Below are 16,812 nucleotides of genomic sequence, written 5' to 3' on the forward strand. Positions count from 1 at the left end.
TGACTGAGACAAAACACGTTATTTTCTTTTTTTAGCATTCGCAACGAAAAACCGGAACCGCACCATTGCGCGATTCCGGTTTTTCTTATACTCATATAAGAGGTTGTTTTAACATGTATTCCCTAGCCTCTTTTTTACCCTTTAAATTCCTCAAATGGCTGAATCGTTAATTTCATTTGTAAAATGCCTAATTGCTCATCTGATAAACCATAAAAATCTGTTGCCGCATTATTCAGTGCTGTTACAATGAACGGTCCGAAAATACGCATTGAAAATTTATCTTCATCTGAAGCAATGCGGAATGAAAAGCCTTCTTGGTCATATTGTGCGTTTTCATCACAAAATAGTACGACATTTGGTACGACATCATTTAAGCTAGCTGGCGCTAATTTGCGCTCCTCTAAACCAAGCTGATCTAATGCCCATGTAAAATCAAGCTGACCTTCTTTCGACATTATTTGAACCCCTTGATCGGTTGCGATAAGATAATGCATCTCTAAATCCCCCTAAGTGTTTTTCTTCTAAATTGGAACCATAAAAATATGGAGCGAACATATAAATCAATTAATAATGCGAGCCAGACACCTGCAATGCCCATATTGAGTGTAATACCTAGTACATACACCCCGACAATGCGTAGTCCCCACATACCAACCGCAGTGGCATACATCGGTGTTTTCGTATCACCGGCACCTTGAAGTGCACCAGCTAACACAAAGCTCATCGCCACAGCAGGCTGTGCAAAAGCATCAATGCGTAGCGCCGTGACGATTTGGTCAATGACTACAGGATCGTCAGTAAACCAGCGTGCCATCCATGGACAAAAAATAAACATGAGCACCCCAAGTACAGACATTACAACAATCGTTACAACTGTTGACAGGACCCCGTATTCAAATGCTTCCTTCCTACGTTTTGCCCCAATACTAGCGCCAACAAAGGTCGTTGCCACAACCGCCATCCCATACCCCGGCATAAACGTAAATGCCTCAATATTTTCAGCAATCATATGTGCCGCATACGTGTCCGCTCCGATTTTAATAATCAGACCAAAGTACACAACCTGCCCAACACGCATAATGAGTCGTTCTAGTGCAGCGGGTGTAGCTAAAGCTAAGAGCTGCTGCAGGAGTGTTGCATCATTTGGGCTACGCCAACTGAAGTGCAATGCCGTTTTTTGGACCGCTTGATACAGCCAAATACTATTCACGATTCGAATGAGGACAGTCGCATACGCAGCACCCGCCACGCCGCCATCAAGTACGATAATAAAAATATAATCAAGCCCGATATGAATGATGTTCAGGATAAAGCTGATTTTAAGCGGAGTTGTTGTATTACCAGTAGCGCGAATGACGCTTGCGAGCACCATTGTTAACGAAATAAATAATGCAGGAATACCAACAATGCGTAAATAAACCGCACCTAGCTCAACAATTGCTTCTCCTGCACCCATGACGCGTAGCATATGCTCGGCAAAAAACTGCGTAGCTAATCCAAAGAGAATACCAGAGACAAGCGCGAGAATCGTGGATTGTCTTGCTGTCTGCCGTGCTTTGCTTATATTGTCTGCACCTAAATACCGTGCAATCAGGGACGAAGCGCCGACACCAATTGCCATAAAGATAGCCATATAAATCGCAATAATTGCATTGGCGATACTGACCGCCGTCACTGCATCTAAGCTAACCTTTGAGACAAATAGTGTATCGACAAAACCAACGAGTGTTTGCAAAATGTTTTCAAACATAGCTGGAATGCCCATGACAAGGATAGCTCGTAATTTTTTCTTTCTTGTATTATATTGCTCAAGTTGTAATTTTTCCATCATGCTAAAAGTATAGCACAATAGTTGCGCTTTTCGTCTAGAGCCTTTAGAGTGGATTATAGAAGGTGAGGTTTTTTCATGAAACGTATTGCACTTGATATGGACCAAGTAATGGCAGATTTGGTCGCAAAATTTTTAAGCCGCTTTAATGAAGATTTTGATAAAAACTACACGAAAGAAGATGTTGTAGGCAAACGCTTACCAGAGCTAGACGAACAGGCACCACAAGCATTATACAATTATTACGGGGACCCTACATTCTTCCGCGACTTACCAGTCATGCCACATAGCGTTGAAGTCGTAGAGCGTCTAAGTGAACACTATGAGATTTATATTGCGACAGCAGCAATGGAAGTCCCCCCATCATTTATGGCGAAATTTGAATGGCTACAACAATTTTTCCCAACAATTCCACAGCATCAATATGTTTTTTGTGGCGATAAAAGTGTCATTCAAGCAGATTATTTAGTCGATGATACGGCTCTTCAACTAAATCGTTTCAAAGGCACTGGCGTGATGTTTACGGCGCCTCATAATATGAATATGGAGTATCCAATTCGCGTGAATGATTGGCTTGAGGTAGAAAAATTTTTCATGGATGAATTAAATAAATAATAAAAACCCCGAGAGGACTGCACAAATCCTCTCGGGGTTTTTGTTTAAGATAGTAACGCGAGCTTATTAAAGCGTTTATGCGATTTATAATGATCTCGCGGTAATATGTGTAGCACCTGTTCAATAAAACGTTCGGTATTTAGCTCAATGTCTTGCTCATATGCGGTGATAGCACGTTCAAAGCGAGCACATTGCACTTCATCTTCTAGTACATTCATAACTTGTGCAATAGCAGGTTGGGCTGCGTCAATTGGATAAACAAGCTGTTTTGGTATTAAATAATCCATATTGATTTGTTCTTGCCCCGGTAGCACAGAGGCGACAAAAATAGGTATGCGTTTTACAAAAGCCTCTGAAATTGTTACACCACCAGGCTTTGTGATGATGCCATCTACTTGCTCATAGAGTGCATTCATCTCTTCTCGGCTAGAAATATACGCAAGTGGTGTCACATTTGGTACCCTACTTGTCTGTAGTGTATCAAAAAGTTTTTGATTATTGCCACATAGCACCGAAAAATGCGTATCTGGATAGGCACTACACTGTGCTGTAAGAGAAGCTATATCGCCTAAACCGCTATTCCCACCCGCTACAAGTAAATGCTTTGCCTTTGAGCTTTTTACTTGTTTCACACGCGTTATAGCTGGATGAACAGGAATACCTGAGATTAAAATTTGCTCTGGTGCAATATTGAATGTTGTTTTTAAATGCTCACCAACTGCTTTTGACGGTACTAAATGAAGATCGACACCGTCCTTTGCCCACACACCCCCTGCAAAAAAGTCCGTATAGGCGTTAATGACAGGCATAGAAATATGCCCTTTCACTTTTAAGTTGCCGACAGCATGTGAAGGGAAACTATGTGTACAAATGACCGCTTCTGGTTTCTTTTCTAAAATGATGCGTTCAAGTGTTTCCTCCATCAAGTTTTCCCATGGTGAAAATGGTTTAAAATTATATGTTTGTTGATTGAATTGCTTCGCGTAAAACTTACTGTACGAGACGGGATGCTTTTGAATCCATGATAAGTAAATACGTGAAATCATTTTTTCAATACGTGGAAATGTATAGTTGAAAATATCGAGCTTTTCCACTTCTTGTGATGGGTCTTGTTTTTTTATATGAGCAGCAATGGCATCTGCCACTTGATGATGCCCAGACTGCATTTGCATAAATGGTAAAATCAAAATCATAATTAACACGTCCTTTACGTCCAAATAAAGTGCGACAAAATGTATTATTTTTTGCTGTTTGCTTGTTTACGTTTATGTTTAATAAAGAAAAATAAAATAAATGCAAGGCCAATAAAAATACCGATAAAAGGTAAATATTCATAACGAATTGTCACAACATTGGCAGTAGCATAGCCAAGCATCATAAAAGGCACTACCCATATTGTCGTACCAATTAAACTTACAATGACATAAGGGATAAATGGGATTTTTGAAATACCAGCTAAATAAGGATTAATTTGACGAGCCCCTGGAATAAATAGGCCAATGAGCAATGCTTTTTTATAATTTGCTTCATATTTTTCCTTAAAGGCTTGTACTTTAAAATCACTCATTTTCATTAGTTTCGTTACTTTGTTAAAAACAGGCGCTCCTGCATAACGGCCAACAGCATAACTTGATAAGAAGCCTATAAAGACACCGAAAAATGCGGAAAGAATTGTTGGCAGTGCTGGTAGCGTGTGTTGATGAATTAAAATACCAATAATAACGACCAATGTTTCCTCTGGTGCTGGGATGCCCACGACACCAAAGAAAAGACAAATAAAAATAATTAATGGTCCATAGCTTTCGACAAGAGATAATACATGGCTAGTGTCCATTTTTTTCTAACCACGCTTTCGGGTCTGTGAACTGCTGACCTTCGAGCGTAGCCTGTTGAAGAAACTGCGATAATTGATGCAGCATATAGGCTGGGGCAGTGTCGTCTGCTCCAGGGTTTTGTCCACAATCATGCAATACATAAGTTGCGCCGTCTTGACGCTTTGCATGAAGTTTTTGTAATAATGTCGTTTGACATGTACGGATTTTCCAATCGCCAAAAATCCCTGTCCACATAACAGGTGTTAAATTTAGCTTGCGAGATACTGGTAAAGTCGCGAGAGAAATATGACCATAAGTTGGTCGATACAAGGCAACCTTCGACTGTGTAAGGTTTTCTACAACCTCTTTTGCGTGTGCGACTTCTTTATATAAGCCAATAGGTGACAGTCGGTAACTATTTTTATGCGTATAGTGATGAAGTCCAATCACATGGCCTTCTTGTTGCATACGCTTAATTATCTCTGGGTAACGCTCCGCTTTTTCCGCAACAACAAAGAAAATGGCTTTTATTTCGTATTGTTTTAAAAGATCAAGTAGTTGCGGTGTATATGCTGGATTAGGTCCATCATCAAATGTCAACATGACTCCTGGCATACCATTATTCTGCACGATGCCATAGGAAGTACTACGGATAAACACTGTAGGTATGACAGTGTAGGCTGCTGCAAGTCCAACTGCAGCGGCAAGTATTTTTTTCATAATAACCAACCCCTCATAAAATAGAACGTTCAATTTGTAAAAAGGTGTCCTATATTCCATTATTTCGTTGAATATGTTATTTTTCAATGCCTTTTTTGAAAATGCTGGATGAAATAAAAACTTTTTCAGGTAACAAGAACGTCTATTCGTTGAACTAGTTTGGTAAAGGAGCTCCTTACATGACAAAAAGACACGACATACGTGCGCAGTTTGTGGCATGTGTAACGGATTATAAAGACGATTTTTATCGTTTAGCATATAGCTATGTAAAAAATCAGCAGGATGCGCTTGATATTGTGCAAGATGCGATACAAAAAGGCTTACAGGCACTTGAGCGCTTAGAAAAAATGGATTCGATGAAAAGTTGGTTTTATAAAATTGTTGTACGAACAGCTATCGACTTTTTGCGAAAACATAAGCGTGTAACGGTAATGGATGATGACACGCTTGACTATTTACAAAGTGGCGCAGAAGACCATTACGAAGATATCGACTTACACGAGGCACTTGAGCGTTTACCAATCGAATATCGCACTATTATTGTTTTACGTTATTTTGAAGATTTAAAAATCGATGCTATTGCAGAAATAGTAGATGAAAACGTTAATACCGTTAAAACAAGATTGTATCGTGGTTTAAAATTATTACGTATTGAAATAACGGAGGGAACCGTTCATGAATAAAAAATTGCATGAATTACGAGAGGAATACAAAAATATACCGATTCCTGTGGAGTTAGATAAGCTTGTCACAGAAGCATTGCATGAAAAGCCGAAAGAAAAAACGGTTTGTATGGCCGATGACAAGCGTCGCAGCAGCAACGGTCTTTGTTGCATCGGTAAACCTAAGCCCTGCAGCAGCGGATACATTATCCAAAATTCCTGGCGTCAAAGAGCTTGTTGAGGTTGTTACATTTGAAGAAGTACATGATGGCAAGGGCACGACAAAAATTGATGTAGCGACACCGAAAGTGAGCGGACTCGAAAACCAAACGCTTGAAAATAACATAAATGCAGACTACCAAGCAACAACAGAAAAACTGTATCAAGAATACAAACAACAAAAGGGACATTTTGCAGTGGATAGTGATTATAAGACGATTACCGACCATCATGGCATTCTATCGATTGAGCAAACGATTCTACGTGTACAAGCATCTGGCTATGAGCAGAAACGCTATGTGACCCTTGATACGAAAAATGAAGCGCTTATTACATTACCGAGTTTATTTAAAGATACTTCTTATATAGAAGTCATTAGTGAAGAGATTATTCGCCAAATGCATGCGCAAATGAAAGCGGATGACAATAAAATATACTTTGTAAATCCGGAACAGGAACCTGTTGATGTTTTCAAAAGTATTCATAAAAATCAACAATTTTATATTAATGATAAAGGCAAGCTCGTCATTTCGTTTGATGAATATGATGTAGCACCAGGCTATATGGGTGCTGTTCAGTTTGTCATTCCAACGAAGGTGATTCAATCGATTTTAGTAGGGGATCGCTATATTCGATAAAAAATAAGGGAAGTACGTTTTGTCGTACTTTCTTTTTTTATGTACCAAAAGAGGGTGTGGTAGCCACATAGCAACGAAAAATGACCGCATAGCGTAAATAAGCGGTTTTCATTCTTTTTTCTTCTATATTTCAATCATAAGGAGGCGACAACATACGAGTAGAAATAAAGTCATCATATAAAAAAGACTGGGACAAAACAAGTCATCTTCTTGTTTTAAAGATTGCAACAAAAAACGGGAACCGCGCCGTAGCGTAATTCCCGTTTTTTTATGCTCATAGGAGCGGTTGTTTTGCGTATGTCAAAGTCTCTTTTTACTTATCTTATCTCTGTATCAAACAATACAATATTAATTTCTGCATTATATTTTTTCTTCTTCAGATTTGGTATACAAATAACATCTTTTTTCATGCTGAGTAGGCAGGTAACCGCATGCTATCAAAAAACTTTCTGCTGTCGTTTTGCCAACTTGCTTGAAATAGGCACATAATTGTTCAATTCGGTTTTCTGGTGGTACGATATCAAGGAAATTTTTGAAGCTACCATATTGTTTCTGAATAGTTAGGAGCTGCTGTGCGTTATAAACGGTAGCAGCGATTTTTGCCGTATGCCGGATAATCGATGCGTCCTCTTTCAACTTCTTTTTCTTAGCGTCATCAAACTGCGCAACATGTTTTATCGTAAAATTAGCAAATGTCTGTTTAAAACCATCGCGTTTTCGGTAAACAGTTGCCCATTTTAAACCTGCCTGGAAAATTTCAAAGGTCAATGCTTCAAAAAGCTCGTCATCGGTTTCTCGCTTTGTTCCCCAAATCTTATCATGATAATGGATGAGATCGGCATCATACTCACACCATCTACAGCGAAACTTTTCCATTGAATCACCTCATATCTTTCGTTTATTATAACAAATATCGAACAAACGTTCTAATTATATGACTTAAAAATATGATACACTTAAAACGCATTAAAGGAGGTTGAAAAATGGACGGCAAAAATCGTAAAGATGTATATAGTGGTCTGAAAGTTGATATTGTATTAAAAAAAGACCAACGTACAGGTAAGACTGTACAAGGAATCGTGAAAGACTTATTAACAAATAGTAGCTCACATCCCCATGGTATTAAAGTACGCTTGACAGACGGGCAAATCGGGCGTGTATGTAACACTTATCCGGAGAAATAAACGTGTTAGTTATAGTGTGTCTAAAGGAATTGTCATTTCAGGCAATTCCTCTTTTTTATATTCGTTTAAAACGTTTTCTATCATTAAATTAATAACTTTAGTAAACCTTTTTTATTTTAAATAAGTTAACTAGGTTAATTTAAGGTAACTTTTATGATTAAATAGAATAAAAGTATTTATTTTAATACATTATTGCTTATACCGATAATAGTTACTTACGCGAACTAGCAAAAAAAGGATATTTAATTTTCGATTTCGTTTCAATTCTGAAAAAAAGATGAAAAAGCGCACACATTACGAATTTCGAAATATTTTTAAAATTATATTGAAAATTTGAATAATTATTTCTATAGTTAGAGTATTAGATACAAAGGGGTGCAAGAATGAAAAAATCAAAGTTAATCGTTTCATTAAGTGCGGCATTGCTATTAGCGACAGTGCCATTTACAACAACGGATGGCACGGCAGATGCTAAAGTGGTGGACAAAACTGTACCTGTGCAGTTTTTAGGCATGAATGATTTACACGGTTATATCGATGGCAACAACAAAAAAGATGCCAATGGTGCCGCAATTGGGGGTATGGCTTCTCTTGCATATCATTTCGAACAAGAAAAGGCAGCTTTTGCAAAGGCAAATAAATTAAAAGCAACTAAAAATTCATTAGCGATTCAAGCGGGTGATTTAGTTGGTGGTTCTCCTGCAATTTCCGGGCTACTACAAGACGAGCCTGTTATGAATATCGTCAATGCAATGAATTTCTCTGTAGGTGCTTTAGGGAATCATGAATTCGATGAAGGCATTGATGAATTTAAGCGACTTCTTAAAGGAGACGCACCAATTAAAAACGTTACACAAAATTATGAGCTCGTGAAAGATTATCAGTATAATAAATCGTCTATGGATGTCCTATCAGCAAATATTAATGACAAAAAAACAAATAAGCTTTTAAAAGGCTTTAAACCATATGTGATTAAAAAGGTAGACGGCGTTAAAATCGCCTTTATTGGCGTGGTCACACCAAGTATTAAAGATGTTGTGCTGGCACAACATACACAGGATATCGACATTGTAGATCCTGGGAAGGCTGTTGCGAAATATACAAAAGAGTTGCGCAAAAAAGGCGTAAAAGCAATTACTGTTGTGGCACATGCTTCTGTATCAGCGAATAAAGAAGCAAATTCTTCTATTCCAACACAAAAAGATGAGCAATTAACAGGTGAAGTAATCGACATGCTAAAAACAGTGAATAAGCTCGATCCGAAAAACTCAATTGACGTCGTATTTGGTGGTCATAATCATGCGTATGCAAATAATACATACAAAAAGGTGCGTATCGTTCAAGCTTATAATTATGGTGAAGCCTATTCGGTTGTAAACGGTAAAATTAGCAAGAAAACAAAAGATTTTGTTTCTACTCCATCGGCAACGATTAAATACAATTATACACAGCCTGCTGATGTATTGAATTCAAATAAAGTATCGAAAAAGGTTAATAAAATTGTCACAGAGGCGAAAACAATCGTTGGGAAAATTATGGACCAACCAATTGCTACCTTAGACGTTGAAAGCTTATCAAAAACCGCACCAACAAAAGTACGCCCGACCGACCAGTACCCTATCGGCGGCTCTGAAGTCGGTAACTTAGTAACAGATGCACAGCTAGATTATGCGCGTTCAATTGATGCAGAAGTAGACTTTGCATTTACAAACTCTGGCGGTGTACGCTCAAACTTAAATGGTATCGCAAGTGCTAATGGCTTTACAGTTACACGCGGTGCAGCACAAGCTGTACAACCATTTGGCAATACATTAAACATCATTGAATTAACAGGCGCACAAGTAAAAGCAGCAATTAATGACCAATTCATCGGTGGTTATGGTTTAGAAATGGCGGGGTTAAACTATACATTTAATGAAAATGGCGTCGTTGATGTTTTTGTGAACGAACAAAAAATCGATGAAGATCGTATCTATAAAGCGGCATTAAATGACTTCTTACTAGGAGGCGGCGATAAATTCCCAACCTTCATTGGCGCAAAAGTGACACAATATTTAGGTGTTGATACAGATATTTTCATTAATTATGTTGAAAAAATAGGGACTATTAAAAAAGAAGATGTCTCGACATTACGTTTAGAACGTGTAGAATAATGCAAAAAAGACAGCTCCCATTCACTGGGGCTGTCTTTTTTTATAAAATGTACATCGATTCCTCAAATTCATGCTAAAATAGGCGTTGCGAAATGCTAGGAGGAAACAATGAATACACAAGATTATAAATGGATTACACAAGGACGAGACGTTATTATGGCGCAATGCGCACAATTAAGTGAGGCACAATTAGCACAATCACATGGCTTTGCGTTAGATAGCGTTAAAGACACATTATTACACATTACAAAATGCTACCGTAACTGGATTGGCTCATTTTTATTAGGCAATGATTCTGTCGGGGACTTCCCAGCAGAGGTTGTAGAAAAAATGACATTAGCTGATATTCAAGAAGTATATATGCTAGTTGATAAATACGTCGCATTAGCTATTCAGACATTTGAAGATTCGATGGATGTGATGACTTCTTCCGCATCTGACTTTAAACCAACTGTACAAAAAACACCACATCATCTTTTAATACACGCGTTCACTCATGAATGTCATCACCAAGGTCAAATAACCGCTATGCTAAGCTTAATGGGACATACGCCAAACAATACGAATATCGTTTTATTTGATAGCTTATAAAAATAAAACCCTTCCTAGATGGTGGAAGGGTTTTTATTATTTGACATCAATCGCAATTGCATAACTAACATCGCCTTTATCCCATCTTGCTGAAATAGTATACATATATAGTCCCTTTTTAATCGGTGCTTTAAATGTCTGATTTTCTCTTTTTACGTCAATTGAATGCCCCGCTTCATCTTCAAATAATATACTTTCAGAATCTCCTACTGGCTTTTTACTAAATTGATAGCTCAGTACAGCGCCTGGTTTCACAACAGTTGGTGTAATAATTCCCTCTTTTACCATTTGTGTCGGTGCTATTTTATCAACACATTCACTTGATATTAAGCTACTCCAGCAATAAGTTCCTTGTGTAACTTCTACTATCTTATTATCCGCTCTAACTGATAGTGAAGGAATCCCTGTCGCATAATTCCAATAGACAGCGCCACCAATCATTACCATAATAACAACAATTAATGTTATTTTCTTCATTTATATCCCCCTAACTGATTTGCAATATCAAATGGATTTTCCGTAAGTACATCATGTCCGGTGTCCACACGTATACAATTTGTTTGCGGCAATGTTGTCATAAATCGCTGCATGGCTTTTTGGCGCACTTGTTCGGCTTCTATAGGCTGAGTCGCAATAAATAATGTAATCGATTGCGTAAGCGCTGGTAGTTTAAATTGATTGCTTATTTTTGTATAGGCAACCGCTGTTTTCTCCGATACCTTTAATTGCACATGTCCATCTGTATGATGAAAACGTTGGAACACCGCTTCTTCAAGGACATCATTCCATCTTAGTGCCTCTTCTTTTTCAGCTTCTACTGCTGCTTCAAATGTTGGAAACTGCATTTGGGCGATAAACTGCCTAGCGCCTTCGATTTCTTGCTCGAGCGATACGCCAAAATCTGCCGACTGTAAATAGCCACCATCTAATAACACTAGATGCGCTGCATTTTTCGGAAAGCGCTGTGCATAAGCTAAGCAGATGATTGCGCCAAGTGAATGCCCGACTAACATGACAGGCTCGGTCACCTTATGATGTAGCCATGCCACTAGCTCCTCCATTGTAAAATCAGCTAACTCTTCTTCCTCACCATGTCCGGGCAAATCATAAGCCTCTATATCCTCATTCGGTAATAGCTGTTGCAACTCTTTAAAATAATGCTTCGTACTCCCTAACCCATGTAAACAAACCAATTTCATTTTCTTTCCCCCTTAAATATAAGTATATCACCTATATTTCCTTTTAATTAAAATAACTACCATTTTTACAAATGTGTAGCAACACTAACACCATATTGCAAGCGCTAACATAGGCGCAGTGAAAAGATTTGTACTCCTGTTCACTAATTGTTATATTTGGAATAAATAAGGATATTAGGAGGTATTTGTATGGTTAATTGGACAGCAGAATATGATGTGGTAGTCGTTGGTTCAGGGGCAAGTGGCTTTGCTGCAGCTATCACCGCTAAAAATGAGGGGCTAAAAACATTACTTATCGAGAAAGAAGCAGTATTTGGCGGTGCATCGGCGCTTTCTGGAGGCGGTGTATGGATTCCAAACAATCGCTATTTAGTCGAAGCAGGCGTGGCTGATTCTTATGAAGATGCTAAAAATTATTTAGATTCAACGGTTGGAGATCGGGTATCCGACGACATGAAAGAAACGTATTTAAAACGTGGTATTGAAATGCTCGATTATTTTCATGAGCTAAGCCCTCATATGCGTTATAGCTACGCCAATAACTACTCAGACTATTATCCAAATCGTAAAGGTGGCAAGGGGCGTGGCCGTTCGATTGAGCCGCTATTGTTCGATTTAAATGAACTAGGTGACTGGCAAAAGCTAATGCGCCCCCCTGCAATGGATACAAAGGGCTTTGTTATGACAGGTCAAGACTTCCATAAAGTGAATATGATTTCTCGTACATGGAAGGGCAAGCTACGTTCGCTTACACTTGGCTGGCGTCTTATACAACATATCGTCTTGAAAAAGGAATTTGGTGCATTAGGGCAAGCATTAATCGGACGCTTAGCCCTAGCTTATAAAGAGCTAGGTGGCGAAATATGGGTCAACTGCGGCTTTGAAGACTTTATTTATGAGCAGGACCGCGTTATCGGCATTACAGCAAATAAAGACGGCCAAGCCATTTCGTTAAAAGCGAATAAAGGGGTCATTTTAGGAAGCGGCGGGTTTTCACGTAATCAAGCATACCGGGAAAAATATTTACCGCAGCCAACCAATGCGGCATGGTCCTCATCACCGGAGGGACAAACAGGTGATATTATCACACCTGCTGAAAAATTAGGGGCACAATTTGATTTAATGGACCGTGTATGGGGGGCTCCGTCCTTCCTTGACCATAAGGGCCGTCCATTTTTCCTTGTGGCAGACCGCGGTATTCCAAATATGATTATCGTTGACCAGCAAGGAAATCGCTTTATTGATGAGCCAACACCTTATCATGAATTTGTCGATGTCATGTATGCGCATGAAAAAGAAGCAGGCTCGGTTCCTTCGTGGCTGATTTTAGATAAAAAGGCTAAGAAACGCTATATTTTCGCCGGTTTATTCCCAGGACAGGATTTCCCACAAGCCTATTATGACAATGATATCGTTTTATCGGCGCCAACCATTGCAGAACTGGCACAAAAGATGGAAGTTCCGGTAGATGCGCTACAGCACACAGTCGAGCGTTTCAATGGCTTTGCTCGCAATGGCATCGATGAAGATTTCCACCGTGGTGAATCCGCACATGACCGCTACTACGGTGATCCGACGCTTAAAAATCCAAATCTAGATGTTATCGAGGAAGCGCCTTTTTATGCGATGCGTGTCTACCCAGGCGATATTGGCACAAAAGGAGGCGTAGTTATTGATACACAGGCGCGTATTTTAAAAACAGATGGTCAACCAATTAATGGCGTCTATGCGACTGGTAACTGCTCCGCTTCGGTGATGGGCGAATCTTACCCCGGCCCAGGCGCAACGCTTGGACCAGGTATGACATTTGGCTATATTGCCGCAAAACATTGTAATCGCTAATCACAAAAAAAGCAGTGGACTCGATCGAGTCCACTGCTTTTTTTAACGACTTGGTGATAAGCTCACCTGATTATTCGTTTGAGTTGTTAACGGCGCAAGAAATGTATACCTATCTTCCCTAGCGGTTATTATCATCTTCTACATTGGCTTCAAAATTTTCTAATTCCTCAGCAGAAATCGTCTCAATAGGCATTGGATAATCCTCTTCTAATGCTTGCTCTGGCTCAGATTTTGCCGATAAATAATTACGACCATAGGATGCATTTGTTTCAAGTAAATCTTTCACATCAATCCCAGTCGTTTCTTTTAGGGATTTTTGGACCATGGCCATGACACCGACTGTATTTCCCGCGACGCTTTGTACACCGCCTCCTTCTGCTCCAAAATCCATCACCTGTACATTATCAATCGATGCAAGTGGCTCTGCAACGGCGCGCGCAAAATCTGGCAATACTTTAATTAACATTTCTGCAATCGCTGCCTCACCGTATTCCTTCATTGCTTCAGCTTTCATCTTAATCGCTTCCGCCTCAGCAATCCCCTTCTCACGTATCGCATCAATTTCGATTTGATTTTTACGTGCAACCGCATCATTTTCTACTTTTAACTGAAGTTCCTTAGAACGCGCATCCGCTTCTGCTGTACGTTCTGCAATACGTGCTCTCGCATCACTCGCGATGACATCCTTTTCTGCAATGATTTGCGCATCAATAACTGCTTGCTGTTTCGCTAACTCTTTCAGCTCTAATTGTGAATTTTCACGTTCCCGCTTTGCCTGTGTTTCTTTTTCAATTAAATCGAGTTCTAGCTCAGCTTGCTTTTTCTCATAGGCTTGCTTTGCAATCGCACGTTGCTCATTTAGTTCCCGCTCACGACGTGTTTTTTCAAGCTCTAAATCATTTGCAGCTTTTGTCTGCTCTAATTGTAAATCCGTCCGTTGACGTGTAATTTCAATATCCGATTCATTTTTCGCACGTTCTGTTAACTGCGCATTACTCGCTTTATTCTCCTCAATTTGACGCTCAGCATCAGAACGCGCATTTTGTGCCTGTTTTGACGATTCAGCAAGCTTTGTAATCCCTAAGTTTTTCAAATAGCCAAGCTCTGAATCGTATTCATCTGCATCTAATACACGGTCTAATGAAAAGTTGACAACATTGAAGCCCATCGCCTTTAAATCCGCCTCTGATTTCTCTTGTACAACTTGAATAAAGTTTTCTCGCGCATTATTTACTTCAAGCGCTTCTTGCTCGGCAACTGTAGTACGCAGCTTACCTTCTAGAATAACACGTAATTCTTTTGAAATTTCCTCTTCTGCCTTGCCCATAAATTGCTCCGCAAATTTAATGACAGATTCAAGTTCATCGGCTACTTTAATGGTAGACGTTGCATGAACAGTAATCGGTACTTCATCTCGCGTTAAAATCCCTTCTGCTTTTAATGGAATTTGGAATGAGTTCAATGAAATAGAATCAGCAGATTGGAATGGCGTAACGAGTACCGTGCCCCCACGTACGACACGAAGGCGACGACCATCTTTAATATAGACGCCCGCTTCCCCCTCTTTCCCGATATTTTTACCGGAAATAATTAATGCCTCGTTCGGAGCGACCTTTTTATACCCGAATTTAAACATGTAACTTCCCCCTTTTTTCGTGGTGGATATAATTTCCACTTACTATAAGTTTATGGGAATTGATTACTCATTTCAATGCATAGCCGGTAGGACGGTGCTGAATCACTACTATTTCTAGGTACTCTCTAGTTGAATGTTCTTATAATTTAATATCGATATGATATAATTTGTTTTGAAAAATGAAAAGTTAGGTGATGATTTTATGAAACAACGAAAAGAAGGTTCTTGTACAACGATTTTAGTCGGTAAAAAAGCATCGATTGATGGTTCAACGATGATTGCGCGGAATGAAGATAGTGGAAGTGCTTCGTCTAATCCACAACGTTTTATCGTAATGAATCCACAGGATCAGCCACGTCATTATAAATCAGTGCAAAGTGCATTTGAAATCGACTTACCAGAAAATCCAATGCGTTATACATCTACACCAGATGCAGCAGAAGGCTTTGGTATTTGGGGAGAATCTGGTATCAATAGCGCCAATGTAGCGATGACTGCAACAGAAACCATCACGACGAATACACGTGTATTAGGTGCAGACCCATTTGTTGATAATGGTATCGGTGAAGAAGACATGCTTACATTAGTACTCCCTTATATACACTCTGCTAAAGAAGGCGTACAACGTTTAGGAAGTATTTTAGAACAATATGGCACATACGAATCAAACGGTATCGCTTTCTCTGATGCCGATGATGTATGGTATATGGAAACAATTGGTGGTCACCACTGGGCAGCTGTTCGTATTCCAGACGATGCTTATGTTGTGGCCCCAAACCGCTTCAATATTGATTATTTTGATTTTGATTCAGCGGATACACTTTGCTCAGAAGGATTACGTGAGTTTATCGAAGTTCATCATTTAAATCCTGATTTTGAGGGCTATAATTTACGCCATATTTTTGGTAGTGCTTCAATTAAAGATACGCGTTATAACAACCCTCGTGCTTGGTATGTTCAACAATTCTTTAACCCAGAAATCGAACAGCAACCAATGGAGCAAAACCTACCATTTATTTGCCATGCCAATCGTAAAATTTCTGTAGAAGACGTCAAGTGGGCGCTTAGCTCACATTTCCAAAACACCGAATTTGACCCATATGGTGAAGGCAGCGAAGATACCAAATTTATGTTCCGTACAATTGGTATTAACCGTAATCAGGAATGTCATATTCTACAAATCCGTCCAGACGTTTCACCAGAAATTGCCGGTGTACACTGGCTTGCATTTGGACCGAATACATTTAATGCCATCGTTCCTTTTTATGCAAATGTATTAGATACACCAGCTTGCTACCGTGATACAAAGTCAACATTTGATATTACAAAAATTCATTGGCTAAGTCATACAATTGCCCTGCTTGGAGATACGAATTTTGATTTATACAGCGATCTACATCGTGCCTACGAACAAAAAACGGTGGCAAGTTGCCGTAATATGCAGCTATTAGCAGACCGCGAGGCTACTAAGCAAACAGACATTCAAGCTTATTTAGGCCAAGTGAATGAGGAAATGGCGACATTATGCTTTAACAATACGAACCAGTTACTCGGTAACATGATGGCAACAGGTACAAAACATATGTCTTTAAATTTCTCATTAAATGATTAGTCTACTGAAAGAACCGTTCTTGTGACGGTTCTTTTTATTTATGTACTGTATCTTTGGTCTTATTATTTTTTGAATTTAAATTCTTTTTAAAAATTATTC

Annotated in this window: 16 protein-coding genes and 1 pseudogene; 8 read left to right on the forward strand and 9 right to left on the reverse strand. The window is 39.1% G+C overall.

Annotation, left to right across the window (positions count from 1 at the left end; all coding sequences use genetic code 11):
* Positions 1-134 precede the first annotated feature (134 nt).
* Complete coding sequence (locus KTHG_RS11180; protein WP_126991838.1) at positions 135-494, reverse strand: hypothetical protein; 360 nt, start codon at positions 492-494, stop codon at positions 135-137.
* Between the two features lie 2 nt (positions 495-496).
* Positions 497-1,831: an MATE family efflux transporter gene (locus tag KTHG_RS11185; RefSeq protein ID WP_370362759.1), complete on the reverse strand. Its 1,335-nt coding sequence runs from the start codon at positions 1,829-1,831 to the stop codon at positions 497-499.
* A 75-nt stretch (positions 1,832-1,906) separates the two neighbouring features.
* On the opposite strand from KTHG_RS11185, the gene KTHG_RS11190 reads away from it, so the two are divergent.
* Positions 1,907-2,443, forward strand: a complete 537-nt coding sequence (locus tag KTHG_RS11190; RefSeq protein ID WP_139993571.1) for a 5' nucleotidase, NT5C type — start codon at positions 1,907-1,909, stop codon at positions 2,441-2,443.
* 44 nt (positions 2,444-2,487) lie between these two features.
* Here the strand turns inward: KTHG_RS11190 and KTHG_RS11195 are convergent, their stop codons facing one another.
* The 3 genes from KTHG_RS11195 to KTHG_RS11205 are packed head-to-tail and all read right to left on the reverse strand — an operon-like array spanning position 2,488 to position 4,977.
* Positions 2,488-3,636, reverse strand: a complete 1,149-nt coding sequence (locus tag KTHG_RS11195) for an MGDG synthase family glycosyltransferase (protein ID WP_139993573.1) — start codon at positions 3,634-3,636, stop codon at positions 2,488-2,490.
* A 44-nt stretch (positions 3,637-3,680) separates the two neighbouring features.
* Positions 3,681-4,277 carry a DedA family protein gene (locus tag KTHG_RS11200; RefSeq protein WP_139993575.1) on the reverse strand — a complete coding sequence of 199 codons (597 nt, stop codon included), beginning with the start codon at positions 4,275-4,277 and terminating at the stop codon, positions 3,681-3,683.
* Positions 4,267-4,977: a polysaccharide deacetylase family protein gene (locus tag KTHG_RS11205; protein WP_139993578.1), complete on the reverse strand. Its 711-nt coding sequence runs from the start codon at positions 4,975-4,977 to the stop codon at positions 4,267-4,269. Before KTHG_RS11205 ends, KTHG_RS11200 begins: the two co-directional genes overlap by 11 nt.
* Before the next feature lie 179 nt (positions 4,978-5,156).
* On the opposite strand from KTHG_RS11205, the gene KTHG_RS11210 reads away from it, so the two are divergent.
* Together KTHG_RS11210 and rsiV are read left to right on the forward strand one after the other, a co-directional pair.
* Positions 5,157-5,660: an RNA polymerase sigma factor SigV gene (locus tag KTHG_RS11210; RefSeq protein WP_126991832.1), complete on the forward strand. Its 504-nt coding sequence runs from the start codon at positions 5,157-5,159 to the stop codon at positions 5,658-5,660.
* Positions 5,653-6,496: pseudogene (gene rsiV, locus KTHG_RS11215) on the forward strand (anti-sigma-V factor RsiV). Before KTHG_RS11210 ends, rsiV begins: the two are co-directional and overlap by 8 nt.
* A gap of 360 nt (positions 6,497-6,856) precedes the next feature.
* Here the strand turns inward: rsiV and KTHG_RS11220 are convergent.
* Entirely contained in the window at positions 6,857-7,372 is a 516-nt protein-coding gene (locus tag KTHG_RS11220; protein ID WP_139993580.1) for a DNA-3-methyladenine glycosylase I, read from the reverse strand.
* Positions 7,373-7,479: 107 nt separating this feature from the next.
* Between KTHG_RS11220 and KTHG_RS11225 the strand changes: the two genes are divergently transcribed.
* The 3 genes from KTHG_RS11225 (at position 7,480) to KTHG_RS11235 (ending at position 10,424) form a co-directional block, all read left to right on the forward strand.
* Positions 7,480-7,680, forward strand: coding sequence for a YwbE family protein (locus KTHG_RS11225; RefSeq protein ID WP_126991829.1), 201 nt, complete (start codon positions 7,480-7,482; stop codon positions 7,678-7,680).
* A gap of 383 nt (positions 7,681-8,063) precedes the next feature.
* Positions 8,064-9,833, forward strand: coding sequence for a bifunctional metallophosphatase/5'-nucleotidase (locus KTHG_RS11230; protein ID WP_139993582.1), 1,770 nt, complete (start codon positions 8,064-8,066; stop codon positions 9,831-9,833).
* Between the two features lie 108 nt (positions 9,834-9,941).
* A complete protein-coding gene (locus KTHG_RS11235) occupies positions 9,942-10,424 on the forward strand; it encodes a DinB family protein (protein WP_139993584.1) in 483 nt (160 codons plus the stop codon).
* Between the two features lie 36 nt (positions 10,425-10,460).
* On the opposite strand, the gene KTHG_RS11240 is transcribed toward KTHG_RS11235, so the two are convergent.
* Positions 10,461-10,901, reverse strand: a complete 441-nt coding sequence (locus tag KTHG_RS11240; protein WP_139993586.1) for a hypothetical protein — start codon at positions 10,899-10,901, stop codon at positions 10,461-10,463.
* The gene (locus KTHG_RS11245) at positions 10,898-11,623 is read right to left on the reverse strand and encodes an alpha/beta hydrolase (RefSeq protein WP_139993588.1); all 726 of its coding nucleotides are present in this window, start codon (positions 11,621-11,623) and stop codon (positions 10,898-10,900) included. The genes KTHG_RS11240 and KTHG_RS11245 overlap by 4 nt, the downstream gene beginning before the upstream one ends.
* Before the next feature lie 189 nt (positions 11,624-11,812).
* Between KTHG_RS11245 and KTHG_RS11250 the strand changes: the two genes are divergently transcribed.
* Positions 11,813-13,465, forward strand: a complete 1,653-nt coding sequence (locus KTHG_RS11250) for an FAD-dependent oxidoreductase (protein ID WP_139993590.1) — start codon at positions 11,813-11,815, stop codon at positions 13,463-13,465.
* A 118-nt stretch (positions 13,466-13,583) separates the two neighbouring features.
* On the opposite strand, the gene KTHG_RS11255 is transcribed toward KTHG_RS11250, so the two are convergent.
* Entirely contained in the window at positions 13,584-15,101 is a 1,518-nt protein-coding gene (locus KTHG_RS11255; protein ID WP_126991823.1) for a flotillin family protein, read from the reverse strand.
* Between the two features lie 202 nt (positions 15,102-15,303).
* Between KTHG_RS11255 and KTHG_RS11260 the strand changes: the two genes are divergently transcribed.
* Positions 15,304-16,713, forward strand: a complete 1,410-nt coding sequence (locus KTHG_RS11260) for a C69 family dipeptidase (RefSeq protein ID WP_139993592.1) — start codon at positions 15,304-15,306, stop codon at positions 16,711-16,713.
* Positions 16,714-16,812 lie beyond the last annotated feature (99 nt).

The organism is Kurthia sp. Dielmo (assembly GCF_000307285.2).
GTDB classification, from domain to species: domain Bacteria; phylum Bacillota; class Bacilli; order Bacillales_A; family Planococcaceae; genus Kurthia; species Kurthia populi.

Coding starts and splice junctions, on each gene's coding strand:
- KTHG_RS11180 (WP_126991838.1), bottom strand. CDS start 494: ATGCATTATCTTATCGCAACCGATCAAGGGGTTCAAATAATGTCGAAA.
- KTHG_RS11185 (WP_370362759.1), bottom strand. CDS start 1,831: ATGATGGAAAAATTACAACTTGAGCAATATAATACAAGAAAGAAAAAA.
- KTHG_RS11190 (WP_139993571.1), top strand. CDS start 1,907: ATGAAACGTATTGCACTTGATATGGACCAAGTAATGGCAGATTTGGTC.
- KTHG_RS11195 (WP_139993573.1), bottom strand. CDS start 3,636: ATGATTTTGATTTTACCATTTATGCAAATGCAGTCTGGGCATCATCAA.
- KTHG_RS11200 (WP_139993575.1), bottom strand. CDS start 4,277: ATGGACACTAGCCATGTATTATCTCTTGTCGAAAGCTATGGACCATTA.
- KTHG_RS11205 (WP_139993578.1), bottom strand. CDS start 4,977: ATGAAAAAAATACTTGCCGCTGCAGTTGGACTTGCAGCAGCCTACACT.
- KTHG_RS11210 (WP_126991832.1), top strand. CDS start 5,157: ATGACAAAAAGACACGACATACGTGCGCAGTTTGTGGCATGTGTAACG.
- KTHG_RS11220 (WP_139993580.1), bottom strand. CDS start 7,372: ATGGAAAAGTTTCGCTGTAGATGGTGTGAGTATGATGCCGATCTCATC.
- KTHG_RS11225 (WP_126991829.1), top strand. CDS start 7,480: ATGGACGGCAAAAATCGTAAAGATGTATATAGTGGTCTGAAAGTTGAT.
- KTHG_RS11230 (WP_139993582.1), top strand. CDS start 8,064: ATGAAAAAATCAAAGTTAATCGTTTCATTAAGTGCGGCATTGCTATTA.
- KTHG_RS11235 (WP_139993584.1), top strand. CDS start 9,942: ATGAATACACAAGATTATAAATGGATTACACAAGGACGAGACGTTATT.
- KTHG_RS11240 (WP_139993586.1), bottom strand. CDS start 10,901: ATGAAGAAAATAACATTAATTGTTGTTATTATGGTAATGATTGGTGGC.
- KTHG_RS11245 (WP_139993588.1), bottom strand. CDS start 11,623: ATGAAATTGGTTTGTTTACATGGGTTAGGGAGTACGAAGCATTATTTT.
- KTHG_RS11250 (WP_139993590.1), top strand. CDS start 11,813: ATGGTTAATTGGACAGCAGAATATGATGTGGTAGTCGTTGGTTCAGGG.
- KTHG_RS11255 (WP_126991823.1), bottom strand. CDS start 15,101: ATGTTTAAATTCGGGTATAAAAAGGTCGCTCCGAACGAGGCATTAATT.
- KTHG_RS11260 (WP_139993592.1), top strand. CDS start 15,304: ATGAAACAACGAAAAGAAGGTTCTTGTACAACGATTTTAGTCGGTAAA.